Here is a 24,862-nt window from a genome sequence, read left to right on the forward strand (position 1 = left end):
TCAGGGCTTGATCAGCGCCTCGATGCGCACGATCTTCGGTTCGCCCTCGATCAGGCGCAGGCTCGCGGTTTCCTGCATGCCGGTGGTCATCTCATGGCCACGTAGCTGCAGGGTCTCCTTGGTGGTGTCCCGGACCGTGGCGCTCTGACCGTCCTCGGCGATCTCGATCGACTCGATGTCCACCTCCATGCGATAGCCGTCCAGTCCGCTCCAGCCCTGCTTGAGCAGCTGACGGTACTTGTCCGCATCAAGTTCGATACTGCCCTTGGCAGCGCTGATGTGGATGCGCACGTCGTCGCTCATGTGCGCCAAGGTTGCCTCGACGTCCCGTTGCGAGGCGTCTGCCGCTAACTGGGCGTAAAGATTGCGGATGCTGTTTTCGGTCAACGACGGGTCGGCGTGGACGAGCGGGGCGAAGAGGCAGAACAGAGACAGCGCGAGCTTTTTCATCGACCTTCCTTGAGGGGCTTGGAAACGTTTCACCGATGCTAGCGGTATCTCAGCCAAGAGAGAAATCTCCAGTTCTGAGCCGCCGCGGCAATGCAGCCAAATGAAGTCGATCCCACCGGTTTGCCGCAATGCAGCAGGCATCTTGTCAGATGCAATGCGGGGCTGCGCGGCGAGCGTGAGTGTTTGGATAACAGCGAGGCCTTGCATACGAAAGCGGGGTCTATGGCGCTTAGAGAAATCTTGCCGCAGGCGGGAAGCGTGCGAGGAGGTGAAAGTGGGACTTTGTCGAATGTGGAACTATTTTAATTTGAAGATTTGATAATAAAAAATCACTCCTTGATTCTGATTTTTTCTTAAAATGACCTTTAATCCATCTCGTTGGCGCTCCAATAGATCGGCCACTTCCCATCCTCAGCATAACTTTGAAGTTCCACATTTACCTCCGGAAGACAATCTGGAACTCGGCCAGATCTGGAAGGCAATCTGGAACTTTGGGGGATTTGCTCGCTTAACCCTTGAGCTAGAGCTATCTCCCCGATCTGGCTTCTGTCCCGCCTGGGTCAAAATGGCGCTACCTGTTTAGTTTTTACTCAGACTAGATAGCGCATATTGCGATTAGCAACGAAATTTAATTTCAAAAAAATATTACGCGCCCAAAATACTCAACCTTAATTGGTTCATAACCTGATCATAGGGAATGGATCATGAAAATACTCGGGCTAGAACCTACGGTAATAAAGAGAAAGAAAGGGCAGAACGAGTATCTGATCTGGAGCGCCAAGGCTGGCGCTGCTCTCACTTTGTACGAAAAGTCCCACGTCCTCTACCTGCTTCGCCAGGAATTTAATCCCCATGTGACAGCATTGAGCGGAGAGGCCTTCCAAGTGAAGACCGCCTACGGGACGGCTGTCATGCCCATTTCTGCGAAGCTTGGCGACCAACTGAAGTTAGCCGTCTTCGACGCTCCTCAGGTGATCGTGCAGCAGGTGGCAGTTCTTTGCGAACAAAGGGACTGGGTCTTGGATGTCATTACCACCTCACCACATACGGACTCCAGCCACGAATTCTGGAACTTGCTCGAGATGCAGCAGTGGCTTCTCAGGTGGGGTGGAAGTGTCCGAGAGAAAGATATTCAAATATTTGCCAAAAGTATGCGCCCAGGTCATGCATTTGCGCTGCAACAGCAATTATCAAGCGAAGATGCCGTTACTCAGCTAACTATGGTGTATGAGTTGGTGCGGCGAGGGCGACTGCTTCTTCAGGATATTTGTAGCAGGCGAATTTGTCAGGAAAGTATTTTTTTAGTTCAAGGTGATGCGGCATGACCCAAGCGAGATTTTCGATATCGGCGCTTCGAGACTCCGGCCTCGATATTGATAGTTGGCCAGAGCCAGAGATAGGTGCGCTGTCGGCTAAAGAAAGGGCGCTAGTCGAAAAAAAGATTGCTGCCGTTAAGTCCTATTTCAAGGATGGTCTTACGCTTTCCGAAATCAAAGCTAAGTACGGCATCACTAAAAGCACCTTGTACAGATTGATTGAGCGAGGTCAACGAATCGTCGATGGCCAACCTTTCGGATTTTTGGGGGCCATGCCCTACGTTAGAACTAACCCCCGCAAGGATTTGGGACAGAAACTGACTGATAACGACGCAGACAAAAAAAGCGGTATCTTTTGTCGACTGCTAAACACATATCCATCGTTGAACGACACTCTCTCTGGCTTGGTAGATATTTACAGAAAGAAACAAAAAAGAATTTCGGATATTCATCAGGTGTTTTTAGACGCCTGTCGAGGCCAGGGCATTGCGGATAAGGACTACCCCTTTAGTGAAGCCGACTTCGCTAGGCGGACATTCGAAACGCATCTCAAAGCTAAATATAGGCAACACCAGGCAGAAACTGAACTTGAGAATGCGAGAAGGGTTTCTGAAAAAATTGAGCCAACCGAGGCGCTTGATGAAGTAGAAGTAGACGGGCATCAAATGGATCTTCGTTTGGTTATTGAAGAATACGACCTCTATGGAGAGCCGGTTAGATATGAGATTCTTCGTGTGTGGCTCATTCTGGTTATTGATGTTTTCACTAGGTGCGTATTGGGATATAGCATCGCTCTCGGGAGAAACTACGACCAGCAGGATGTCCTCTCAGCTATCTTCAATGCCTTAGCACCTCACGCTAGACCAAAAGCAGTTATCAAGAATGCACCGTACGAGCAAAGTGGTGGGTTTCCCTCTGAGCGCGGGGAAGAATTCGCATGGGCCACGTGGCGGTGTATCAAGCTGGACAATGCACTTTCGCACAAAGCAATTCGGGTAAAGGAAATACTTGATAAGAAGGTGGGGTGCCTAGTCGATTATGGTCCGCCTCACCAGCCAAACGCTCGCAGCATAGTTGAGCGATTCTTTAGGTTCATAACAGATAACTTTTCACATCGAGTGATTGGAACTACTGGTTCAAGTGCTAAAGATCCGGTTAGAGAGGCGCTTTCGCCATCATCCGATTCTGGGCTTTCCTTATTAATGACATTGGACGAGCTCCGACACGCTATCGATATCGTGCTATCAGATTACAACGGCCGTCCTCATTCGGGGGTGTTTGGAAATACTCCTTTGGAGCTTTTTACCTCTCGGCTCGCTAAGCGATCGCTCTTGATCGGAAGGCTCAAGTCTGAAGATCGTAACGAATACGACTTCATGAAAAAAGTCCAGATAACAACGGTTCGGTCTTCAAGTAAGGAGACAGGAGCGTATATCAATTTTGCTAACGTAAAGTACAAAGACCCCCTGATTTTGAGAAGTGACCTGGCCGGTCGAAAAATTCAGATCACGTATGATGTTAGGGACGTGTCCCATGTCCGCGCATATACGATGGATGGCAAATTTATTGGTGCGCTTAAAGCGAGCGGGCCATGGGGTAGGGAGCAACACTCTCTGCTGCTCCGACAGACATTGTTTAAGGCTTTTCGAGATCGAACCATAAGATTCAAGGTTGGGCAAAGTCTATTGGACGCTTGCAACGAACTACGTAATCGGGCCGGAAAGAGTCTCACGACGAATACCGCTCATTATGAAATGACTCAATCGCTTAAGCCTCAGCAAGAAAACGGCCCTAATAAATCAGCGCCGGCGGACATTAAGCCTCTTGTTAAAGAGACTGTGGCCATGCCTTTAACCAAAGTCTTTGTTTCCTAGGGGGTATTAATGAACATCACTGATTTGCCTCCTGCAGAAATTGATATGGACGATCACCCAATCAACACTGAGCGCTATTTAATACCCACTCAGCCTATCGGTAGGCTCATGACGATATTGGAGAAAATCGTACGCCGCCGAACTTCTGGATTGCTCATACATGGCCGACCTCGCTATGGTAAATCGAAGGCAATCAAGTATTGCTCGAATGCAATAAAGGATATATTTCCTGGCCTTCCTGTGTATATATTCAGTGCGCCCGAAAAAATGACCGCTTCTGAAGATGCTTTTTATACGCAGCTGTTACAAGCGTTAGGCCATAAGCAGTTGGGCGGAAAACCGCATGAGAAACGCCAACGTATACTGAATCTTATCTATGAGCGCGCGTGCCGGTACAAAAGGCGGATGTTCCTTCTTTTCATTGATGAGGCTCAAAAATTTTTCGACAAGCACTTTGAGTGGCTCAGAGACATCTATGATAATTTAGAGTTGCATTTTGAGGTGCGACTGGTTGTGGTTCTTGTCGGTCAGCCAGAGCTCGTCATTGTAAAAGAGCAATTTCTTAGCGCACACAAGCAGTCGATTATTGCGCGCTTCATGATTCAAGACATGGAGTTCAAAGGGCTAAGCTCAGCTCAAGAGGTTGCAGAGTGTCTAGGTTGCTATGACGCAGCGGTGTACCCAGCGGACACGGATTGGACATTCACCAGGATATTTTTCCCAAAAGCATTCGGCAATGGTTTTAGGCTGGCTAAGTATGGCGAGCAGTTTTGGCGCATTTTTGGTTTGCACCATAACGAGCACGGTCAGATTAGTGATCTCAGCATTCCAATGAAATTTTTTACAAAGACTGTCGAGATATTATTCACCGAGTACAAACACCTAGACGATGCAGAGTTGATGCTAACGGATGAGCTTATCAATGAGGTGATTTCAGAGACCTGGTATTACGTCTATCAGAAAGATGTGCGCCAGATGGACTATTTGGATAACTGATGAGAATTGTTCCTTTTCCTGCATTTAGTCGCATTATTGCGAATTGCTCAATCACGCCGCGCCTTGTTCGGTTTGAGTCTGCGTACTCTGTTCTGAGCAGGTTTGCCTCTGCCAATGTTGTGTCGGGTGCTGCTGTGGTGAGCATATTCAGGAACAATTGCGAGCAATTTCGTAGATCACGCTCTCGTACCAATAACTTATCCAGTCTGTACTCAGTGAATATTGGTGCTTTCGAAAGTGAGCTTGGTTTGGCGAAAGGGGAAGTCTACGATTTGTTTTTAACGCCAAACTATCTGCACGATCACTGGTCACTGTGTGGTTTGCTTCGATTTTGTCCTGATTGCATGTCGCAAGGCGTTCACTATGCGATTTTTCAGTTCGATAAATTAGCCAACTGTCCGATTCATAAGGTGCCGCTTGAGGTGGCCTGCAGATTTTGCGGCGCCGCAACATCGTTCACCTTGGCGGCGCCGACTTTTAGGACCCCGTTCGGTTGCGCGAATTGCAAGTGTTCGCTGCTGCAGGGTGACTATCGCATGTTGAGTTCGACCCTCCAGGCGGCGAGTGGATCACCGCTCGAAGTAGAGCGCATTTACAAGACATTCAGCGCCATGGCGGGCAACCGGCTCAGCATGCCGCTTTTAGGCGCCAGTAGAGTGCGCGCTGGCCAAGTTATTCCGGCGATGCGACTTGAAGGGGGCTGCGGTGGAGAAGAGGAACAGTTCTTCTCAAATATGGTCAGCTCGCCCATGCCTTCATCCATTCTGCGATTTGGTTTCAGGAGTCGGGTCTGCCAAACGGATCTGCCACATCCTCCCGAAGTCGGAGGCGGTGAGTTCACGTTGCTCGTCGATGAATTGGCATCTGTGTTGAAATCGCTAATCCGACATCAGTGCTTTGTTGATCAGGTCCCTACAAAAAGGGTAGCAATGGTCTCTGATAACGATCTTGTCGAGTGCACGGTTCAAGCTCTGACAAGAAATCTTGAAGGGCTCAAAGTCCTGGTTTCGTGGCGAAGGTTGTGGTGTGTGAACGCCACGTTTCGGGGGCGAGCCGCTATCGGCTACGCGGTGTCATCTTGGTTGGCGCGCTTTTGCCGAGAAAGCCGGACGCTAGCGCTATCCGCCAAGGAGCGCTCATGGTTGGTTAAACATGCTTTTGCTGATGAGGTGCTGCACTCGCTAACCGAGTTTCGCCGCAATCGTAAGCTTGACGCCGAGCTTCCTATCAGTGACGACACCGCTTATGTGACGCCCTGTTGGGCGGTCGAAGTGGATGAGGATGACCCTGAAATTCGCAGGATCAGTTACACGCGCCAGGCGGCTCTTTGACGCTTACAGCAGCTCAACCCTTGGTTTTCTTTTTCGTACGTCCCACGGTCTGCCGCTCCAGAAATTCGCACCGAGTCAGTAGCTCTTGGCGCTGCTGTTCTGATTGCGCGTAGGCGGTCTGCTGCATGTCCAGCTCAGTCGCTTTGTTGTTCAACTGTTGCTGAAGGGCCCGCTGCTCGCGCAGCTGCTGCTGGGCTTCGCTCAGCAAACGAGCATTGTCGCGATTGAGTTGGGTGAGTTCGTCCTGCTTGATCATCAGCGTTTGTTGCAGCTGGCGTATCTCGGCTTGAAGCTGACTGGTTTGGGCTTCATGGCGGCGCTGTTCCTGTTCACGCTGTTCCTTGCTGGCTTGGCGGTAATGCTCCATACCGTCACGAGCATGCTGATACATGTCGTCGAGCGACTGGATCCGCTGATCGCGCTCCCTGACTCGCACCTCCAAATCCTGCAGGGATTGCACCATCCGGGCGTTATCGACTTCGAGCGCTTGCCGCTGCTGCTGCTCCTGGAGAGTGAGCTCCTGGGCGATTTGCAGCTGTACAGCCAGGCCCGAGCACTGTGATTCGAGGTCTCGCATCCGTGCCTCGAGCACGGTTGATTGCTGCTGTACTGCCGTTCGCTCGCGTAGCAGCGCTTCGTGAGCCTGGGCCACGGACTGCTGCGCTTCCTCTTTCATTTGGACCAGCAGTTGCTCGATCAGGCCGGTTAGCGGCGCGCTCAGCACATCGCTGGAGATAGCCTGTTCGACGCTTTCCAGCTCCTTCAAATAGCGGTGGATGGTGGTCTTGGAACCGGTGTTGCCCAGCTCGATACGCACCGCATCAATGCTGGGATGAATGCCGCGGGCGAGGAGGGCATTCCTGGCTTTCTGCACGATCGCTTTGTTGATGCCGCCGCGGGCCATAAGTGGAACTCCTGACGATTTCGTTCTGTGGTATGTATCATGTATATACATAGCACTTTATCAAATATTTTCTCTCTGATTCGATCCTATTCTAGAATTGGATAATCACGAATTATCCAAGGTGAAGCGCCATTTTCGTCGTTTGGCAGTCGCTCACCGGTACACCAAGGGGATGCGCTCAGATGAGCCAGGAGATTGAGCGGTACCTGCAGGCCGGCACCCGCGCCAACACGCGGCGCAGCTACCAGCAGGCGCTTGAGCACTTCGAGGTGACTTGGGGCGGCTTCTTGCCGGCGACCAGCGATGCCATCGTGCGCTACCTGGTCGACCACGCCGCCACGCTGTCCAGCAACACGCTCAAGCTGCGCCTGGCAGCCCTGGCGCAGTGGCATGTCAGCCAGGGTTTTCCGGATCCAACCAAGACCCCACTGGTCCGTCAGGTTCTCAAAGGCATCCGTACGCTGCATCCGCGTCAGGAGAAGCAGGCCGAACCCTTGCAGCTGCGCCAGCTCGAGCAGTGCGTGCTGTGGTTGGAGCAGGCCGAGGGTAGAGCACGAGCGGAGGACGACTGGCCGCGGTTGCTGCGCTGTTGGCGTGACCGCGCGTTGATCCTGATCGGCTTCTGGCGGGCGTTCCGCAGTGATGAGTTGTGCCGCCTGCAAGTCGAGCACATCCAGGTGCGGGCCGGGGAGGGGATGCAACTGTTTCTGCCGTGGAGCAAAGGCGACCGCGACAACCAAGGCCAGACCTTCAGCGCGCCGGCGTTGGCCAGGCTGTGCCCAGTACAAGCCTACGTCGACTGGATCAGCGTGGCGGGCATCGCGCGTGGGCCGGTATTCCGTGGAATTGATCGCTGGGGGCATTTAGGTGAGCAGGGTTTGCACCCAAATAGCGTTGTCCCACTCATGCGCGCCGTACTGCAGGCGGCAGGGCTGCCTGCGGAGCTGTACAGTAGTCACTCGCTGCGCCGCGGGTTTGCCACCTGGGCCACCCGCAGCGGCTGGGATCTCAAAGCGCTGATGCAGTACGTAGGCTGGAGCGATGGCCAATCCGCATTGCGCTATGTGGAGAGCACAGGAGTGTTCCCTGGGCAGCTGAGTGTGAGTATTCGCATTGGTTCCGACACTAATTCGCATGCCTAACCAACACTGATTCGCACGCAAAACCGACACAACGCGGTTTTTCAAAATCGACAGCCTTTCGCACACGTCGACACCTATTCGCATCCTCCGACAGCCATTCGCACGCCACCGACACCGATTCGCATCCCTCCGACAGTCATTCGCACCACACCGACAGTTCGCTTTGCCGGTACCTGGAGATAAGCAGTCACTGACGCTGCAGAGCCCATATCGCAGTTCCAAACAGAGCAACCGCAGATTAATGTAGAGATCGAACATATTTGGTGAGATAACTACATTGATTAATTGGCTATGTCTCGTGATGGCACTGCCTACGGCAAATGCCGCCGAGCGAATGCGCGCTTGGCGCACGTTGAAAAGCGCTGGCGCTGCGGTACTACGCGATGGGGTTTATCTCCTGCCAGATGGCTCGGCTAGTCGTGAGGTACTGGAGTCCGTCGAGCGTGACGTACTGGATAGCGGTGGCTCGGCGTCGCTCCTGCCGGTCACTGATCCCCAGGGTGAGCGCTTCATACCTCTCTTCGATCGCAGCGATGATTACACCAGGTTGCGCTCGGAGGTTGAGCCCCAACTGGCCCAGTTGACTCCTGAGAATGCACTGGCGACTGCTCGCCAGGCCCGCAAGCTGCGCAAGTCGTTCGCTCAGATCCAGTCGATCGACTTCTTTCCGGGCGAACCTTTGCAACAGACAGACGCGCTGCTGCGTGATCTCGAAGTGGCCATCAACCGGGCGCTTTCCAAGGACGAGCCCACCAGCCATGAGCAAGCCATTGAGCAGCTCGATCCGCGGGACTACGAAGGGCGAACCTGGGCGACTCGCCAGCGCCCCTGGGTAGACCGCCTGGCCAGCGCTTGGCTGATCCGCCGCTTCATCGATCCGGGTGCCAGCATCCTCTGGCTTCCCTCTCCTGATGCATGTCCTGCGGAAGCACTTGGGTTCGATTTCGATGGTGCCCGGTTCAGCCACGTCGGCAACAAGGTCACCTTCGAAACCCTGCAGGCTAGCTTCGGGCTGGAGGCTCCAGGACTGCAGCGCGTAGGGGCACTGGTTCATTACCTGGACGTGGGGGGCGCGCAACCCACAGAAGCGACGGGTGTAGAGCGCGTACTGGCTGGACTGCGAGCCAGCATCCAGGACGACGATCAGTTATTGGCCGCAGCCTGCGCCATCTTCGATGGGCTGTTGGCCGCATTCGGCAAGGAAGGACAACGTGATGAGTGAGACGGCCATGCAAGCGACGGAGCAAGACCAGGAAAAGGTAGAAAAAGTCGGCCTACTCGAGGCATTCCTGTTCTGGCTGAAACTGGGATTCATTAGCTTCGGTGGACCTGCCGGGCAGATCTCGATCATGCACCAGGAGCTGGTGGAGCGGCGGCGCTGGATCTCGGAACGCCGTTTCCTGCATGCATTGAACTACTGCATGCTCCTGCCAGGACCGGAGGCTCAGCAACTGGCCACCTACATCGGCTGGCTCATGCATCGCACCTGGGGTGGGGTGATCGCCGGCGCACTGTTCGTGCTGCCCTCACTGTTCATCCTGATTGCCCTGTCCTGGGTCTACATCGCCTTCGGCGAAGTGCCCGTGGTGGCGGGATTGTTCTACGGTATCAAACCCGCCGTCACCGCCATCGTCGTTCAGGCTGCTCACCGTATCGGTTCACGCGCACTGAAGAACAACTGGTTGTGGGCGATCGCTGCCGCCTCCTTCGTGGCGATCTTCGCGCTCAACCTCCCGTTCCCGCTGATCGTCCTGGGAGCAGCCATGATCGGCTACCTGGGCGGACGCTATGCTCCCGACAAGTTCAGCATCGGTGGCGGGCATGGCGCGTCCAAGCAGTCCTATGGGCCAGCATTGATCGACGACGACACGCCACCACCGGCCCATGCGCGCTTCCGCTGGTCGCGCTTGGCTCTGCTGGCCGCAGTAGGAGTCGTGCTGTGGGCTTTGCCGATGGGGCTGTTGACTGCCCTCTATGGTTGGGACGGCACCCTGACCCAGATGGGCTGGTTCTTCACCAAGGCCGCTCTACTCACCTTCGGCGGTGCCTATGCGGTACTGCCGTATGTCTATCAGGGCGCGGTAGGCCATTACGGTTGGCTGACCCCTACCCAGATGATTGATGGCCTGGCATTGGGCGAAACCACCCCCGGGCCACTGATCATGGTCGTGGCCTTCGTGGGCTTCGTTGGCGCGTATGTGCATCAGGTCTTTGGGCCGGAACAGGCATTCCTTGCCGGCGCTGTGGCAGCCAGCCTCGTAACTTGGTTTACCTTCTTGCCCTCGTTCCTGTTCATCCTCGTCGGCGGGCCGCTGGTGGAGTCTACCCACAACGAATTGAAGTTTACGGCACCACTGACCGGCATCACTGCCGCGGTGGTTGGCGTCATCCTCAACCTAGCGCTGTTCTTCGGTTATCACGTGCTGTGGCCTGAGGGCTTTGCTGGCAGCTTCGATTGGCCCTCCGCGCTGATCACTGTCGGTGCCGCAGTGGCGCTGTTCCGCTTCAAGCGTGGAGTCATCCAGGTGTTGCTGGGCTGCGCGCTGGTGGGCTTGGCTATCCACCTGCTGCGTTAGGGAGGGGTTATGGGGCGCATATCGATTCACGAGTTCGCTGAGTGGCAGGCTGCTGGTCGCAGCTTCGAGCTGCTCGATGTGCGCCGAGCCATCGTGCGCAACGCCGACGGGGCACAGATCGCCAACGCGAAATGGCAGGACCCCGAACTGCTTTTTTCCTGGAAGGATCAGGTGCCACGGGATCGCCCCGTGATTCTTTACTGCGCGCATGGGCATGAAATCAGCCAAGGGTGTGCCGCTACTCTCTGGGCGATGGGACTGGATGCGCGGTATCTCGTCGACGGCTTTGCAGGGTGGCGTGAAGCCAAGCAGCCGGTGTGCGATTTGGTCTAGCCATCTGGTTCTGGCCGCCTCGCGAGAGGCGACCAGCGCTGCCTTAATCAATGGCAGTGGTACGCCCCTGTGGAGTGGTTGGTATGGCAGCCCTTCGAGTCGGTACCGCCGCTATGGGCAATGGCAGCGGCGGAGGACAGGGCAATCACGGTGGCGATCAGGGCGGCAGAAAGCTTCTTCATGTTCAAACTCCGTTTCGATTAGCTCTTATATGTGATCTAGGTCACGCTCCGGATTATGGCAAAAGGCCTGCATTGAGCAAGGGAATTTTGATCGATCGGTCAGAGAGCCACACGAAGCAACGCCAGCACCGCTAGATGGCCGGGGTAGAAGTAGTAACCCCAGCGCCCCACTGGCCATATGTGTTGGGTGATTTTCTGCCGCAATAGCCACAGGCCAACCAGCGGAGCCGCAAAGGTCGTGGCCATGGCCCACCAGGTGCCAAAGGGAGCAGCTCCGATCCAGCCGTCACGGCTATTGGCCAACACGCTGAAGACTGCAGGTATGAGCCAGGTAATCCAGGGGCGCTGCACTGCCAGCACCATGGTCGCCGGCAGCAGGACGCCAAACGCGCCGTACATCAGCCGATCATGCAGCACTATCGAAACGGTCAGCGTGAATAGCCCCAGCACCAAGCCTGTACGATCGCTGTGATGGACGCTCCAAGCAACTATGAGCCCCAACATCAGTGTCGGCATCACATTCAGCGTATTGCTCATCTCGGACAGCGCCCGATACGGCATCTCGGATATGAGGCTGAAGGCCAGAATCCAACTCAAGTAGCGAAAGTTATTTTCGCTGTACAGATCTCCTGGGTGGGAACGCGACACATTGGCGGCGATGCCAAGGCAGAACAGCGGAAAGGCGAAGCGTCCAACCACGAAAAGCCATGCTGTTGCTTCGGGCCAGAGATAGCGCAGGTGGTCTAGGACCATTGTCAGCATGGCGAGCCATTTGACGAGATCCAGGCTGGTCGAGCGCATTACCCCATGATCCCGAGGGTCACCACGGTGAGCACCAGGTATCGAGCCGCCTTGGCCAGCAGCACGATCAAAAAGAAGCTCCAGAAGGGTTCGCGCATGACACCAGCAATCAGGGTCAGCGGGTCGCCAATGATCGGTACCCAGCTCAGCAGCAGTGACCAACGGCCGTAGCGGTGGTAGGCCCGCTGCGCACGGGCCAGCTTGTCGTCACTTACCGGAAACCAGCGTTTGTGCCGATAGCGCTCGATATAGAAACCGAGCAGCCAGTTGACCGCTGAACCCAGAACGTTGCCTGTAGTAGCCACAACCAACAGTATGACCACCGAGTAATTGCCGCTTATCAGCAGGCCGGTGAGCACTGCCTCGGACTGTGCAGGGATCAAAGTCGCGGCACTGAAGGCCGCGAGGAATAGGCCCAGGTAGCCTGATAGCTCCCACATTTAGGCGGTCAGACCGATCCAGCCATGAACGCCGACATAGATACCGACACCAATGATGAGCACGCTCGAGAGGTAGGGCGCGCGACGCGCGACCGCTCCCAGCCATGGCCACCGGTTGGAGGCCTGGCGAGCGCCCACCGCAGCAGCTGCACCGACGGACACCAGGGTCAACGCCAGGCCGACACTAAAGCACAGCACCAGAACAGCCCCGAGTGCGACTTCCTTCACCTGCAGGCATAGCAACAACACCGTAATCGCGGCAGGACAGGGGATCAGTCCTCCGGTCAGGCCGAACAGGATGATCTGGCCTGTAGTGACGTTGCGGTTATTGAAGCGGTTGCGGATGTCGTTGGCGTGGGCTCGCTCATGGGCATCCTGGTATCCCTCCAGCGACAGCTCCAGGCCCTGTAGATCGGAATGGTCGTGGCCGTGGTCGTGCTCATGGAAATCGAGGTCATAGTCGTGCGAATGGCCCGCGTGACCAAGGCTTAGACGCGCGGTGAACTGATGAGGCTCGGGAATTTCTGCGACCGACTCCAGGTATTCGCCGCGATGCACAAAGCGGAACAGCTGAGCTGTCCCGTCAGGACGCGTCGTCGACAGATTCACGTCTTCTGCTGGCCAAGAGTGACCACTCAGAGTGCGCAAGCGCCAACGCGGGGGAACCCCTTCCTCGAAGATCGAGAGTTCGATACGCCCGTGTCCGGTATCGATTCGGCGGGTCTCATCGTGGTGGTGATCATGCGCGTGATCACCTTCTTCGAAACGCCACATCTGCTCGCCACGCCAGGTGCGCCAAAGCATCCACAGCGCGATGGTGATGATGATCGCGGCGGAAGCGAGCTGGAAATAGGGCTCTGTCGTTTCCGCATTCAGGTTCTGGCCCAGATACATGCCGCCCATGGCCACCAGCCAGACCACTGCGGTGTGCGAAATGGTTGCCGCCAGCCCCAGCAAGACCGCCTGCTTCACGGTGCCGCGGATGGCTACGATGAAGGCCGCCATCATGGTCTTCGAGTGGCCTGGCTCCAGGCCATGCAATGCCCCTAGGAGGATGGCGCTGGGGAAGTACAGCCAGGCGTGAGACGCGCCCTGCTGCAGCAATTCGGCAAAGCTCGACATGGGGATACCTACAGGTACTTCGTGATCTGCTTGAAGTCTTCAAGGGAGGTGCGCTCGCCAGTAGCGAGGGCGTCCATCGTGTGCTCCAGGCAGTGATCGATGTGATCTTGAATCAGGGTGCGCTTGGCCTGGCATACGGCCTTCTCCACGGCATGCAGCTGCTGCGCGATATCCACGCACTCACGGCCATCCTCGATCATGGTGATGATGCTGCGCAGATGGCCCTCGGCGCGCTTCAGGCGCTTCATGACATCGCTGTGGCTTTGGTGTCGGTGGCCATGGCTGTGTTCGTGATCGCTCATGCCTTGAGTCCTATGCCTCGATGATTTACGCTCGCATCCTATCCCCCTGGGGGGGATATGGTCAAACGACCCTGTTGGCCCTTTGCAAGCTGCAAGACATAGGAAAATGGCTCGCCGTAGTGCCTCGAAGAAACCCGTTATCGCATTGATACTGGCCTTGCTGTTGGCCTGGGTAGGGCATTCGCTGGCCGCCATCAAAGTACCGCTGATACCGGGGGATTACTCTGGTGCTGTGTCCCATGGTCATTCCCATGACGTGGACGCGCCGGCGTTCCTGAGCCACAAACATGCGGCTGACCATAGCCATGAGATCCCTTATCTCGGGTCGGCGCTGACACTGCTGTCACGCCCCGAGCGGGAAACCCCTCCCAACGCGTTGCGGACAACTGTCCCTGAAGTGCCGATCTACCTGATCGAACGGCCACCACGCTCCAGGTTCGTGTTCTGAAACCGGCCGCCTCGCGGCCCCAGACCACTACAACCTAGGAAATCATTATGAATTCGCTTCCCCTAAGCGGGGCAACGGCGCTGATCGCACGCCTGCGTCGATCGCTCTTTCTGCCCTTGCTTACCCTCGCTTTACTGATGGCAGTCATGCCTGAGGCGCTAGCCCACGGCGTGCCCGAAGGAGACAAAGGCTTCATCCAGGAAAGTACCGGCGTGATGTTGATGCCCTTCATCTACATGGGCGCCAAACACATGATTACCGGCTACGACCATCTGCTGTTCCTGTTCGGCGTGATCTTCTTTCTCTACCGCCTGAAGGACGTAGGGCTGTACGTCACGCTGTTCGCAGTTGGCCACTCGATCACTCTGCTCTTTGGAGTGCTCAGCAACATCAGCATCAGCTCGTATGTGATCGACGCGATCATCGGCTTTTCGGTCGTGTACAAGGCCCTGGATAACCTCGGCGCCTTCCAGCGCTGGTTTGGCTACCAGCCCGATACCCGTGCAGCAACGCTGATCTTCGGCCTGCTTCATGGCTTCGGTCTGGCCACCAAGATCCAGGAGTTCGAGATTTCTCCTGATGGCCTGATCGCCAACCTGATTGCCTTCAACGTAGGTGTCGAGATCGGCCAGCTACTGGCCCTCGGCGGCATTCTCATTTTGATGGGCTACTGGCGACGTACTGCCAGCTTCTGGCGCCATGCCTATACCGCGAACGTCGCCATGATGAGTGCCGGCTTCTTGCTCATGGGCTACCAGATCACTGGCCTGATCGTCTCTCACTAAGGAATTCTCTCAATGTTCAATACCAAGCTTCCGACCCTCAACGAACTCCCATCGACAGCGCAGCTGCTTCGCTCCACGATCACCGCAGCAATCATTGCCTGCGTGCTCCTGGTTACCGTGGTGATGCCTTCGGAGTATGCGATCGACCCCACTGGCGTGGGCCGAGCACTTGGACTCACCCAGATGGGTGAGGTGAAGATCCAGTTGGCTGAAGAGGCTCTGGCCGATGAGGCCGCAGCTCCAGCGCCCACTCCGCAGCCAACTGAAGCTATCGCCGCAGTACCCGCAGCCCCGGCAACTACCCCGGCCGCTCCTACTGAGGTCACTCCCGCTCCGGAGCAATCGACGGCACCTGAGCCAGCACCTGGTCTTCAGCATGAAATGAGCATCACCCTGAGCCCGAATCAAGGCGCCGAGGTGAAACTGGAAATGAAGCAAGGTGCCAAGGTGAAGTACCTCTGGACTGCCAACGGCGGCGTCGTTAACTACGACACCCATGGCGATCCTTACAACGCACCGCGCGACTTCTACCACGGCTATGGGAAGGGACGCTCGACCCCAGAAGATTCAGGTGTACTGGAGGCCGCATTCGATGGCAAGCACGGTTGGTTCTGGCGTAATCGCACTAGCGAACCAGTGACCGTCACCCTGCGCACCCAGGGCGACTACATCAGCATCAAGCGGGTCATCTGACCCCTTACCAGGCAGCCCCGATGGGGCTGCCACTAGGCCCTGCGCCGGCGGATGTCGTGAAACAGAGGGGGTGGACGGCCTCAATCTCCCGCAGGAGTGCGTTACAGGACGCTGCTGGCCGGCCATATGTGAGTTTGCAGGCGCGTTGCGGCAGCATTGGTCATGCAAACGCTGCATCCTGATGTCTTTGAAGGCTTGCGTGGTAGGACCCTCTGGCAGAAAACAACCATTCACCTCGCTTCTTCTAGCCCGGATAGCTACGATTGTATTGGTTGGGGCCATGCGCCAGTGCAAGGAATTTATCGGCTTCGCGATGAAGCATCCTGGGTTGCTTAGGCTGCTCTAGGATGGGGTTTATAGGTTTTTATAGTCAATTATAGAGCGATTATAGAATTCGTTCTGGACGTCTGATTTGCGCTGTCCGCTTACGGCGGTAGGGTAGCAGTCAACAGAGGCCAAGCGTGCAAGACCTAGGACCGGACGATACGAAAGCCTGTTGGTTATGCGTGCAACTGAATGCTGGCGGCTGTGCAAATGACTGGCAGCTTTCATGTGAATACTCGACCAGTACCAATGTCGGGGTAGGTGCCAACATCACAACCAGAGATTGGCATGATGAAAAGTCTTATCGAGCGACTTGGGCTGCCCCACAGCCATAAGAGCCTGCACCAGGCGACCATAACAGGACTCCCGGTTGAGCTAACCTCGCGCTTGGCGGAGGAGTTGGGTATTGATGCCTGCGTCGTGGCAGGCTGGATCGGCATCGCTCCAGAGGCTTCCCTCATGACTTCAGCAGAAGGCGATGCGTTTTGTCGACTGGCGAATCTTGTCGACGTGCTGATGAGTGTCTTGGAATCAGATCAAGCCGCAGCGACTCGCTGGCTCACGTCGCCAAATATTGCGCTAGGAAATGTGCAACCCGTTTCCCTGCTGAGCACCGAAGTCGGCGGTCGAGCTGTACGCCAGGTGATGCTTGCCATTGAGTACGGACTGCCGGTCTGACTGAGCCGCTGCTCTTGCTTCCGGAAAAGATATCTTGGGGCTTTGGCTCTGCGTCTGGCTGCGTCAGTATGGGCAATCACGAACCCAGGCGTATGCTGCCAGAGGAGTCGTGGTTCCAATGGAGACAGAAATGACAATGCCGAACGAGCGCTCTCGCGCGGTGATAATGACTCGAGACTTTCTCGTTGAACTGTCCCGAGATAGCAGCCTGCCTGAAAAGGTGCGGCGAGATGCCAAGTTCCTTTTGCGGCACTTCCCTACACAGGACGATGTGTTTCTGGCAGGGCGAATAGAAGAGCAGTCGGAGACCTTGCCACTGGGGGCTTTGGGACCAGTCTTCAGCTCCTCAATTACAGGCTAGGTATATCGCTCGGCGGGGCAGAAATGATAAAGGCGGCCTTAGAGGCCGCCTCGAACCAAGTTTCATCACCGGTACAGCGCCCGGGAGAGGAAGCTCTTGGGCTGCAGACATAGAGTAGCTGCAGGGGATTGCAAAACCAATTCATTTTACTGGGGGCTTTGGAACGGAGGCTTCCCAGGTGCTCACAAGCTCATCTACCCGATCTGGGATCTGTGGCGACTTACTGAGCACAAAACAGCGGGCGGTACCGACATACTCCTCAATGAGGAAAAGGCTGTCCCCGACGTCGACACCGAGCTCTTGGAGCACCTCGTCGGGAATGTGAAATAGCTCCGTCGCCATCCCAGTCTTCGATGACCAACTGCATCGATTTCATCTGCTCTGGCCGGCCAATGAAGACTCTTCCCGAGAAAATCCTGGACATCATTCAACAGCTTCCAGAGGGTGAAATTCTGACACCAGGCAGATTCCTGCATCAGGGGAATCGACATGCTGTGCAGCGAGGGTTCTCTCGACTGGTCGAGGGTGGAATGCTGTTTCGCGTTGCTCGGGGCTTTTATGTTGCAGCAGTCGAAACTCGGTTCGGCGTGCGCGCACCGGCACCTGAGACGGTCGTCCGCTCATTGGCAAACGTGCGGGGTGAGTTGATAGTCGCCACTGGGGCTAGCGCCGCAAACAAATGGGGGGCTGACAACGCAGGTTCCTATTCGGTATGTCTTTCTAACCACCGGACGTTCTAGGGAGCTTCAGGTTGGCAAGTCCACCGTATCGATTCGGCATGCGCCTCAATGGTTAATGGCTCTTGGCGCTACTGGAGCGGGGGACGCCATCCGAGCATTGGTTTGGCTTGGCGAGGCAAGCGCGGGGGATGCAGTTTCCAAACTTCATGAGCTGCTACCCGAGAGCGAATGGGGTGCTCTTGTGTCAGCTCACCGCTCGTTACCTATCTGGATGGCGAATGCAATCTGCGCTCAGTCGAGTTGCACCTGCACCCACCCTGTCAAGTTGGGCTAGCGGTTAGCTGTAGCCTACTTACCGCCAGACCGGCATTATCTGGGATGGGGCAATTCGATGTGAAAGCCCGTGAGGCTAGCCGCTGAGGTGCACCAGATGCGGCCTTTGTGAGCCTCAATGATGGATCGGGTGATTGCAAGCCCGAGCCCGGCGTTGCTCGGGCTGCCCTCCCGCCGAGCGGGGTCAACCCGGTAAAAGCGGTCGAAGAGCTTCTCTAGATGCTCTGAGCTGATTGTGTCCCCTGGGTTCTCGATACTGAAGGTAGTGGAGTCCTCTGTCTCGCGGATCAGAACCGAAATTGTCTGTCCCGCCGGCGTGTAGCGCAGCGCATTGGACAGCAAGTTGGATAGCGCGCGATCAAGCATCAGCCGATCTCCCAGCACTTGGCCTTTGCCTGTGAGCGATAGCTCAATGCCGCGCTCTTCGGCCAGAAGGTGGTAGTAGTCAAACAGCTTGAAGACTACGTCAGCCAGTTCGATCCTGGCCTGCTCGGGGATGATCAGGCCATTATCAGCCTTGGCCAAGAACAGCATGTCATCAATCATCCGAGACATGCGCTTCAAGTCCTCCAGGTTGGAGTACAGATTCTCCTCATAGGCATTGATATCGCGTTTTTTACTCAGCACGACCTCGGTGTGGGTCATCAGATTGCTGACTGGAGTTCGTAGCTCGTGGGCAATGTCGGCCGAAAAATTGGAGAGCCTAACGAAGGCATCCTCTAGCCGAGCCAACATCGCATTGAAGGAGAGAACCAGTTGCTGAAGTTCCCGCGGCACTGGTTCGAGAGGGATTCGCTCCTGTAACGAGCGAGCGGACATCCCGGAGGCCACATGAGTGACTTGCCGCAGAGGCCTAAGGCCGCTGCGAGCAACCACCCAGCCGAGTGTGGCACTGAACAGGGCGCTGATGACCAATCCAATCCAAAACCATCGTTGCAGCGTGTCGAAAAAGTGTGTGTGATCGGTGACCTCAAGAATCAGCAACGCAGTGAGCGGCTCAGCCTGATCGGCCACCGAGATTTGCTCCGTCATGCCACGGTACATGTGTTGGCCGTTCTGCCACTCCCACATGCTCTGCTCATTTGCACGTCTGAAACGCTCAGGTACTTCGACTGCTCTGGGGTCGGAAAACAGTACAGAACCGTCACTGGCCAGGATAGTGGCGGCCAGATCCTGATGGGCTCCCAGCAAAGCTCGCAACTGCGGTAATTCTTCCGAAAGGCTCGCTTCACCGCGAGCATTGTTGAGGATATGTTTGGCGGATTCGAGTTTCTCCACCAGGGCCTGCCGATCCAGCATCTTGAAGTGGTGCTGGCTGAGCATATTGAAACTCAGCCCTGCTACCGTCAGGACTGCAATTACCGCGGACATGAACATCAGGCTCATGCGTGCTGTCAGCGAAAGGTGCTTCATATTCACTCCGGAGCATCCATCATGTATCCCATGCCGCGGGCGGTATGAATCAGCTTGAGATCGAAATCGTCATCGATTTTTGCGCGTAGCCGGCGTACCGCAACCTCAATAACATTGGTGTCGCTGTCGAAATTCATGTCCCAAACCTGAGAGGCAATCAGCGACTTCGGGAGCACCTCGCCGCGCCGGCGCAGTAGCAGTTCCAGCAGTGAAAACTCCTTCGCGGTCAGGTCAATTCTTTTCCCGCCACGGATCGCACGCCGCTTCATCAGATCGACTTCCAGATCGGCAATTTTCATGGTGGTCTGCGTGGGTGAGCCATTGCCTCTACGCAACAGCGTTCTGACCCTGGCCAGAAGCTCTGAGAAAGCAAATGGCTTGATCAGGTAGTCGTCCGCGCCCAGCTCCAACCCTTTAACGCGGTCCTCCACACCATCGCGTGCCGTCAAGAACAATACGGGGACGTCTTTTCCTGCGGCGCGCACCATGCGCAGCACTTCCCACCCGTCCAGCCCAGGCATCATCACATCCAGGATCAGGAGGTCATAGGACTCACTCAGAGCGTGCTGTAGAGCATCTGTACCGGTCATAACCCGGTCGACATTGAAGCCCGCTTCACTGAGGCCTTGCTGCAGGTATGCACCGGTTTTGGGTTCATCTTCAGCTACCAGTAGTTTCATGCGAGCAGACTCCAAATATCGGGTGGCCTGAGTTTGCAGGCAAACCGCGGCCCCAACCAGAAGCTTACGAAAATGTAATTCTGGCTTCAGCTCGCTGACAGGGTGGCTTGTGCTACGGTACAAGCATGAGCACTAGGTTGTGCTCTCGGCCCTCGACAGACCAAAAGCAGAGGTGCCGGCCATAGTTTGCACTGATGGAGACTGTCCCATGAAATCGCTGAAACCTTTGCTTCTGGTTGGTTCGCTGCTGCTCTCTTCTATGGCTTGGGCCGAAGGGGGCAGCGACCGTGTATTCGAGCGCATCCAGCAGATGCGCGACAAAGCAGAAGCCGTGCTGATCCAGGCGGAGAAGGCCCCGGTCGGCGAGCGGCATGTGCACATGAAGGAGCATATGAACATGCTCGAAGACATCATGAGCCAGCTGCACAACGAACATCCCGCGCCAAACATGTCTGCCGAAGAGCATCTGGCCTGGATGGAAAAGCATGACAAGCTGGTAGACGACGTGCTGGGTCAAATGATTCGAGAGCACAAGCTGATGATGGCCGACAAGGAATGCCATCAGTAAAGATTTCCCCCATCTTACAGGCCTTTCGTGATTGCTCCTTCGGCCTAGCGGCGCCTTTATGGCGCCGTGCTTTTTCCCAGCTGACGCAATTGTAGTTTTGGGGTCAGCGGCCTGGCAGCAAGCGGGGAATAGCATGAGATTTCCAGCACCCATCTCGAGGTCTCACCATGAAACGCTTACCCCTTAAACTGCTGATCAGCACTCTGTTCATCAGCACCACCTTTCCGGCATTTGCCGAGGTCGGCGGCAGTAGCAATGGCATTGGGCAGCAGGCCCAGGCGACGCCAGCGACTCGTACCATCTTGGTAAAGATGGACGACATCAACTACAGCCAGAAAACGATCGATGTGAAGCCAGGTGAAACCGTGCGCTTCGTTCTGAAGAACGAGGGCGCGTTGATGCACGAGTTCAACATCGGGCAGGCAGCGTCCCAGCTGGAGCACCAGCGCAAGATGGCGTCCTTGTTCAAGGACGGCACACTGACCCCGACCGGCATGGCCGAGCGCATTGTCTGGCATGAGCGTTATGGCACGGGTGACTCCAACCCTCCAGGCTATCCGGAAGTCATCAAAGCCAAGCATGACGACCCGAACGCGGTTCTCGTCGAGCCCGGCACAACTAAAGAGTTCGTGTGGACCTTCCCTCAGGCGGGCAGTTTGAGCTTCGCCTGTACATTGCCTGGGCATTACCAGGCGGGAATGGTCGGTGAGTTTGCTCTGCGTTAGTCCGGCACCGGTGCTACCCGTTGGCCGCGGGCTGGGTAGCACCGATCTGACGAACCTTACTGCGATGTAGTTTTCGCGTCAGCGTACCGCCAGTTGCACCTCATTAGCATCGGGACTCATCCCTCCTCAACACCTCAGAGGCACACCATGAAACTCAGACCCGCTTTCATAATCACCACCCTTGGTTTACTGCTCAGTGCTGCCAATGCGCTGGCCAGCCCGGGCCACAAGAAAGACAGTATCGGGCAACCGGGAGACAGTCAGGCAGTAGATCGCACCATCGAAGTCCGGATGGGGGACATCTTCTTTGAACCCAAGGCAATGGAAATCAAGGCGGGCGAGACGGTTCGCTTCGTACTGCTGAACGAGGGAGCCCTGCTGCACGAGTTCAACCTTGGCAAAGCGGCATCCCATGCTGCGCATCAGAAAGAGATGGCTGCGATGTTTCAGAACGGCACGCTGTCCCCGACTGCAGCGCATGACATGAGCAAAATGGACCACGCCATGGGCGGCATGAAGATGGTCGGCATGGAGCACGACGATCCCAACAGCGTTCTGGTCGAGCCAGGTGCACGCGAAGAGCTGATCTGGACCTTCTCCGACGCTACTGATCTGGAGTTCGCCTGCAATGTTCCTGGACATTATCAGTCGGGAATGGTCGGTAAGGTGACCGTACGCTGAACTCCATTGATACGCGTCAACTCTGCCTGGCTAGAGCAACCTATGCTGATTCTATGGTCATTGAACCGAGGCTATTGTCATGGATCACACGCACCACACTGGCACTACGGAACCACCTTTTTGGAAGAGCAAGATTGGCATCGCACTGATCATGCTGGCCGTAATCGGCATCTTCTATGTCGCGCGCGAGCATTACGGTCATCTTTCGCAGGCTTTGCCATACCTCATCCTGCTGCTATGCCCGCTGATGCATCTGTTTGGCCACAATCATGGCGGGCACTCCCACTCCAGCGGAGCCGCAGTTTCCAAGGACGAGGATAGGAAGTAACTCGAATGCAAAAGACCTCCTGCCATCATGACCAGGGCCATGCACATCACTCGCACGGCCATCCAGAGAGCCCACGCGATCCGGTGTGTGGCATGGAGGTCAAATCTGATAGTCCTTACCAGGAGAACTTTGAGGGAAGGGCCTATCGGTTCTGCAGTACAAAATGCCAGGAGAAGTTCCAGGCAGCCCCTCATCAGTACATGAGCCATCAATCGCATGCCGGGCACCACCAGCATGCCGCTCGGCCAGAGTACTCAACTCAGGCAGGACTGGGGGCTGAATACACCTGCCCGATGCATCCCGAGATTCGCCAACCGAGCCCTGGCAACTGCCCGATCTGTGGGATGACGCTCGAACCCGTCATTCCAGAGCTGGAGGACGAAGAAAATCCGGAGCTGAAAGACTTTTCGCGACGGTTCTGGTGGACCCTGCCATTGACCGTCATCGTGACCGTGCTGGCGATGGCTGGTCATTCCTTGCAGCTGTTCCATGGAACATCCCAGAACTGGGTTGAGCTGGTTCTGGCAACGCCCGTGACGCTTTGGGGTGGCTGGGTATTTTTCACTCGCGGAATAGACTCCATCCGGCAACGCAGCCCTAATATGTGGACCCTGATCGGATTAGGAACTGCAGCCGCCTACCTCTACAGCGTGGCAGCCACCCTGGTGCCGCAGTGGTTCCCGGCGGCCTTCGTTCAGGATGGACGCATCGGCGTCTACTTCGAGGCCGCCGCGGTGATCATCTCGCTCACGCTGTTGGGCCAGATGCTCGAACTCAAAGCCCGCTCGCAGACCTCTGCCGCCATTAAGTCACTGCTGGGATTGGCCCCCAAGACTGCCCGGCGCATCAGGCCTGACGGCCAGGAAGAAGATATTCCGCTGACCCACGTCCATCAGGGTGACCACTTGCGTGTCCGGCCGGGCGAAAAAGTCCCGGTGGATGGCACCGTGCTGGAGGGCGAGAGCGCTGTCGACGAGTCGATGCTCACCGGCGAGCCGGTGCCCGTCACCAAGCGGGCAGGGGATACCCTCATCGGTGCCACCCTGAACACCCACGGCAGCCTGGTGATGGAAGCGCAGAAGGTGGGCGCCGAAACCATGTTGTCGCAGATCGTCCAGATGGTGGCTAAGGCCCAGCGTTCCAAGGCGCCCATGCAGCGTATGGCCGATGCCGTGGCAGGGTATTTCGTGGTGGGGGTGATCCTGATCGCGATCCTGACATTTTTTGGCTGGGGGGTGTTCGGGCCGGAATCAGGTTGGGTATTTGGCCTGATCAACGCTGTGGCCGTACTGATCATTGCCTGCCCATGCGCCCTGGGCTTGGCAACGCCGATGTCGGTCATGGTCGCGACCGGCAAGGCCGCCAGCAGCGGTGTGTTGTTCCGCGATGCCAGCGCTATCGAGAACCTCTGCAAAATCGACACCTTGATCGTCGACAAGACCGGGACACTGACGCAGGGGCGGCCGGCCTTTCATAGTGCAGAGGGAACCGGGCCGTTCGACTCGGTCGAGGTTCTGCGCTTGGCCGCAAGCCTGGACCAGGGCAGCGAGCATCCGCTGGCGCATGCCATTGTCGATCATGCGCGTGAACAGGGTCTTGCCCTGGTGAAACCGGAGACCTTCGAATCTGGCTCAGGTATTGGTGTACGCGGACAGGTCGATGGCCATCAACTGCAGCTTGGGAACACAGCGTTGATGGAGGAGGCGGGCGTCGATATTACTCCGCTGCGTAACCGTGCAGAGCAACTGCGCCTGGAGGGCATCAGCATCATCTATCTGGCCGTCGATGGTCGCCTGGCGGGTCTCCTGGCCGTTTCCGATCCAATCAAACCGACCTCCCAACAGGCTGTTGCTCAACTCCAGAACGCTGACGTGAAGGTCATCATGGCCACTGGCGATGGCCTCACCACAGCAAGAGCCGTGGCGAAGCAGTTAGGCATCGAGGAGGTGCATGGCGAGGTGAAACCGCAGGACAAGGAGAAATTAGTCGCCGAACTGCAGAGCTATGGCCGGCGTGTTGCCATGGCGGGCGACGGCATCAACGATGCGCCGGCCTTGGCCAGGGCCGACGTAGGCATCGCTATGGGCACGGGCACCGACGTGGCGATGAACAGCGCCCAGGTGACCCTGGTCAAGGGAGACCTGATGGGCATCCTGCGGGCGCGCACCTTGTCGGTGGCCACGGTGAAGAACATGAGGCAGAACCTTGCCTTTGCATTCCTCTACAACGCGATGGGAATCCCGCTAGCGGCCGGGCTGCTGTATCCGCTGACAGGACATCTTCTGTCGCCCTTGATCGCTGCGCTGGCGATGAGTGTCAGCTCCGCGTCCGTGGTGTTTAACGCCTTACGGCTGCGGCAGTCACGGATCGATTAGACCTTGCGGTAGCTAACATCG

At 56.4% G+C, this 24,862-nt stretch carries 29 protein-coding genes and 1 pseudogene; 20 read left to right on the forward strand and 10 right to left on the reverse strand.

Going from position 1 to position 24,862, the window contains the following annotated elements:
• Positions 1-450 carry a Cif family virulence factor gene (locus ACOAPY_RS10790; RefSeq protein ID WP_465153291.1) on the reverse strand — a complete coding sequence of 150 codons (450 nt, stop codon included), beginning with the start codon at positions 448-450 and terminating at the stop codon, positions 1-3.
• Positions 451-1,154: 704 nt separating this feature from the next.
• On the opposite strand from ACOAPY_RS10790, the gene ACOAPY_RS10795 reads away from it, so the two are divergent.
• The 4 genes from ACOAPY_RS10795 to ACOAPY_RS10810 are packed head-to-tail and all read left to right on the forward strand — an operon-like array spanning position 1,155 to position 5,967.
• On the forward strand, positions 1,155-1,775 hold the full coding sequence (locus tag ACOAPY_RS10795) for a hypothetical protein (RefSeq protein ID WP_465153292.1): 621 nt from the start codon (positions 1,155-1,157) through the stop codon (positions 1,773-1,775).
• Complete coding sequence (locus tag ACOAPY_RS10800; protein WP_465153293.1) at positions 1,772-3,640, forward strand: Mu transposase C-terminal domain-containing protein; 1,869 nt, start codon at positions 1,772-1,774, stop codon at positions 3,638-3,640. The genes ACOAPY_RS10795 and ACOAPY_RS10800 overlap by 4 nt, the downstream gene beginning before the upstream one ends.
• A 9-nt stretch (positions 3,641-3,649) precedes the next feature.
• On the forward strand, positions 3,650-4,636 hold the full coding sequence (locus ACOAPY_RS10805) for an AAA family ATPase (RefSeq protein ID WP_220814133.1): 987 nt from the start codon (positions 3,650-3,652) through the stop codon (positions 4,634-4,636).
• Complete coding sequence (locus ACOAPY_RS10810) at positions 4,636-5,967, forward strand: TniQ family protein (protein ID WP_465153294.1); 1,332 nt, start codon at positions 4,636-4,638, stop codon at positions 5,965-5,967. The genes ACOAPY_RS10805 and ACOAPY_RS10810 overlap by 1 nt, the downstream gene beginning before the upstream one ends.
• 13 nt (positions 5,968-5,980) lie before the next feature.
• Here ACOAPY_RS10810 and ACOAPY_RS10815 read toward each other — a convergent pair whose 3' ends face one another.
• Positions 5,981-6,871, reverse strand: coding sequence for a DNA-binding protein (locus tag ACOAPY_RS10815; protein ID WP_465153295.1), 891 nt, complete (start codon positions 6,869-6,871; stop codon positions 5,981-5,983).
• A 182-nt stretch (positions 6,872-7,053) separates the two neighbouring features.
• Between ACOAPY_RS10815 and ACOAPY_RS10820 the strand changes: the two genes are divergently transcribed.
• The 4 genes from ACOAPY_RS10820 (at position 7,054) to ACOAPY_RS10835 (ending at position 10,922) form a co-directional block, all read left to right on the forward strand.
• Positions 7,054-8,013 (forward strand): site-specific integrase, encoded by a 960-nt coding sequence (locus tag ACOAPY_RS10820; RefSeq protein ID WP_003246779.1) that lies wholly within the window; start codon positions 7,054-7,056, stop codon positions 8,011-8,013.
• Positions 8,014-8,290: 277 nt separating this feature from the next.
• Positions 8,291-9,235: a chromate resistance protein ChrB domain-containing protein gene (locus ACOAPY_RS10825; RefSeq protein WP_122959202.1), complete on the forward strand. Its 945-nt coding sequence runs from the start codon at positions 8,291-8,293 to the stop codon at positions 9,233-9,235.
• Positions 9,228-10,589: a chromate efflux transporter gene (gene chrA, locus ACOAPY_RS10830; RefSeq protein WP_003246777.1), complete on the forward strand. Its 1,362-nt coding sequence runs from the start codon at positions 9,228-9,230 to the stop codon at positions 10,587-10,589. Before ACOAPY_RS10825 ends, chrA begins: the two co-directional genes overlap by 8 nt.
• A gap of 9 nt (positions 10,590-10,598) precedes the next feature.
• The gene (locus ACOAPY_RS10835) at positions 10,599-10,922 is read left to right on the forward strand and encodes a rhodanese-like domain-containing protein (protein WP_003246776.1); all 324 of its coding nucleotides are present in this window, start codon (positions 10,599-10,601) and stop codon (positions 10,920-10,922) included.
• Between the two features lie 47 nt (positions 10,923-10,969).
• Here ACOAPY_RS10835 and ACOAPY_RS10840 read toward each other — a convergent pair whose 3' ends face one another.
• From ACOAPY_RS10840 to ACOAPY_RS10860, 5 genes are all read right to left on the reverse strand, one after another.
• Entirely contained in the window at positions 10,970-11,104 is a 135-nt protein-coding gene (locus ACOAPY_RS10840) for a YHYH domain-containing protein (protein WP_021489078.1), read from the reverse strand.
• A 99-nt stretch (positions 11,105-11,203) separates the two neighbouring features.
• On the reverse strand, positions 11,204-11,905 hold the full coding sequence (locus ACOAPY_RS10845; protein WP_465153296.1) for a TraX family protein: 702 nt from the start codon (positions 11,903-11,905) through the stop codon (positions 11,204-11,206).
• On the reverse strand, positions 11,905-12,345 hold the full coding sequence (locus ACOAPY_RS10850) for a YqaA family protein (protein WP_465153297.1): 441 nt from the start codon (positions 12,343-12,345) through the stop codon (positions 11,905-11,907). The genes ACOAPY_RS10845 and ACOAPY_RS10850 overlap by 1 nt, the downstream gene beginning before the upstream one ends.
• Positions 12,346-13,467 carry a nickel/cobalt efflux protein RcnA gene (locus ACOAPY_RS10855; RefSeq protein WP_237045146.1) on the reverse strand — a complete coding sequence of 374 codons (1,122 nt, stop codon included), beginning with the start codon at positions 13,465-13,467 and terminating at the stop codon, positions 12,346-12,348.
• Positions 13,468-13,475: 8 nt separating this feature from the next.
• On the reverse strand, positions 13,476-13,769 hold the full coding sequence (locus ACOAPY_RS10860; protein ID WP_003246772.1) for a metal-sensing transcriptional repressor: 294 nt from the start codon (positions 13,767-13,769) through the stop codon (positions 13,476-13,478).
• A gap of 106 nt (positions 13,770-13,875) precedes the next feature.
• Here ACOAPY_RS10860 and ACOAPY_RS10865 point away from each other — a divergent pair, with 106 nt between their 5' ends.
• The 5 genes from ACOAPY_RS10865 to ACOAPY_RS10885 all read left to right on the forward strand — a co-directional run bounded on the left by ACOAPY_RS10865 (position 13,876) and on the right by ACOAPY_RS10885 (position 17,058).
• Entirely contained in the window at positions 13,876-14,217 is a 342-nt protein-coding gene (locus tag ACOAPY_RS10865; RefSeq protein WP_003246771.1) for a hypothetical protein, read from the forward strand.
• Between the two features lie 47 nt (positions 14,218-14,264).
• Positions 14,265-15,002: a HupE/UreJ family protein gene (locus ACOAPY_RS10870; RefSeq protein WP_465153298.1), complete on the forward strand. Its 738-nt coding sequence runs from the start codon at positions 14,265-14,267 to the stop codon at positions 15,000-15,002.
• A 12-nt stretch (positions 15,003-15,014) separates the two neighbouring features.
• Positions 15,015-15,695: a hypothetical protein gene (locus tag ACOAPY_RS10875; protein ID WP_012018614.1), complete on the forward strand. Its 681-nt coding sequence runs from the start codon at positions 15,015-15,017 to the stop codon at positions 15,693-15,695.
• A 612-nt stretch (positions 15,696-16,307) separates the two neighbouring features.
• Positions 16,308-16,697, forward strand: a complete 390-nt coding sequence (locus ACOAPY_RS10880; protein WP_003246768.1) for an antitoxin Xre/MbcA/ParS toxin-binding domain-containing protein — start codon at positions 16,308-16,310, stop codon at positions 16,695-16,697.
• A gap of 136 nt (positions 16,698-16,833) precedes the next feature.
• Positions 16,834-17,058 (forward strand): BPSL0761 family protein, encoded by a 225-nt coding sequence (locus ACOAPY_RS10885; protein ID WP_306303623.1) that lies wholly within the window; start codon positions 16,834-16,836, stop codon positions 17,056-17,058.
• A gap of 141 nt (positions 17,059-17,199) precedes the next feature.
• Here the strand turns inward: ACOAPY_RS10885 and ACOAPY_RS10890 are convergent.
• Positions 17,200-17,425: pseudogene (locus ACOAPY_RS10890) on the reverse strand (AbrB/MazE/SpoVT family DNA-binding domain-containing protein).
• A 25-nt stretch (positions 17,426-17,450) separates the two neighbouring features.
• Here ACOAPY_RS10890 and ACOAPY_RS10895 point away from each other — a divergent pair.
• Together ACOAPY_RS10895 and ACOAPY_RS10900 are read left to right on the forward strand one after the other, a co-directional pair.
• Positions 17,451-17,798, forward strand: a complete 348-nt coding sequence (locus ACOAPY_RS10895) for a DUF6088 family protein (protein ID WP_465156772.1) — start codon at positions 17,451-17,453, stop codon at positions 17,796-17,798.
• Positions 17,764-18,072: a hypothetical protein gene (locus tag ACOAPY_RS10900; RefSeq protein ID WP_465156774.1), complete on the forward strand. Its 309-nt coding sequence runs from the start codon at positions 17,764-17,766 to the stop codon at positions 18,070-18,072. The genes ACOAPY_RS10895 and ACOAPY_RS10900 overlap by 35 nt, the downstream gene beginning before the upstream one ends.
• A gap of 35 nt (positions 18,073-18,107) precedes the next feature.
• Here the strand turns inward: ACOAPY_RS10900 and ACOAPY_RS10905 are convergent, their stop codons facing one another.
• Both ACOAPY_RS10905 and ACOAPY_RS10910 read right to left on the reverse strand, forming a co-directional pair.
• Positions 18,108-19,484 (reverse strand): heavy metal sensor histidine kinase, encoded by a 1,377-nt coding sequence (locus ACOAPY_RS10905; protein ID WP_465153299.1) that lies wholly within the window; start codon positions 19,482-19,484, stop codon positions 18,108-18,110.
• A 2-nt stretch (positions 19,485-19,486) separates the two neighbouring features.
• On the reverse strand, positions 19,487-20,164 hold the full coding sequence (locus ACOAPY_RS10910) for a heavy metal response regulator transcription factor (RefSeq protein WP_004577572.1): 678 nt from the start codon (positions 20,162-20,164) through the stop codon (positions 19,487-19,489).
• A 208-nt stretch (positions 20,165-20,372) separates the two neighbouring features.
• On the opposite strand from ACOAPY_RS10910, the gene ACOAPY_RS10915 reads away from it, so the two are divergent.
• The 5 genes from ACOAPY_RS10915 to ACOAPY_RS10935 all read left to right on the forward strand — a co-directional run bounded on the left by ACOAPY_RS10915 (position 20,373) and on the right by ACOAPY_RS10935 (position 24,841).
• Positions 20,373-20,732: a co-regulatory protein PtrA N-terminal domain-containing protein gene (locus tag ACOAPY_RS10915; RefSeq protein ID WP_003139552.1), complete on the forward strand. Its 360-nt coding sequence runs from the start codon at positions 20,373-20,375 to the stop codon at positions 20,730-20,732.
• A gap of 167 nt (positions 20,733-20,899) precedes the next feature.
• The gene (locus tag ACOAPY_RS10920) at positions 20,900-21,457 is read left to right on the forward strand and encodes a cupredoxin domain-containing protein (RefSeq protein WP_021221949.1); all 558 of its coding nucleotides are present in this window, start codon (positions 20,900-20,902) and stop codon (positions 21,455-21,457) included.
• Positions 21,458-21,604: 147 nt separating this feature from the next.
• Positions 21,605-22,138 carry a cupredoxin domain-containing protein gene (locus ACOAPY_RS10925; protein ID WP_021221948.1) on the forward strand — a complete coding sequence of 178 codons (534 nt, stop codon included), beginning with the start codon at positions 21,605-21,607 and terminating at the stop codon, positions 22,136-22,138.
• Positions 22,139-22,217: 79 nt separating this feature from the next.
• The gene (locus ACOAPY_RS10930) at positions 22,218-22,466 is read left to right on the forward strand and encodes a DUF2933 domain-containing protein (RefSeq protein ID WP_009686142.1); all 249 of its coding nucleotides are present in this window, start codon (positions 22,218-22,220) and stop codon (positions 22,464-22,466) included.
• A 5-nt stretch (positions 22,467-22,471) separates the two neighbouring features.
• A complete protein-coding gene (locus tag ACOAPY_RS10935; RefSeq protein WP_095938458.1) occupies positions 22,472-24,841 on the forward strand; it encodes a heavy metal translocating P-type ATPase in 2,370 nt (789 codons plus the stop codon).
• The last annotated feature ends 21 nt before the right edge of the window (positions 24,842-24,862 follow it).

It is taken from the genome of Pseudomonas stagnisoli (genome assembly GCF_048595745.1).
Classification (GTDB): Bacteria; Pseudomonadota; Gammaproteobacteria; order Pseudomonadales; family Pseudomonadaceae; genus Aquipseudomonas; species Aquipseudomonas alcaligenes_A.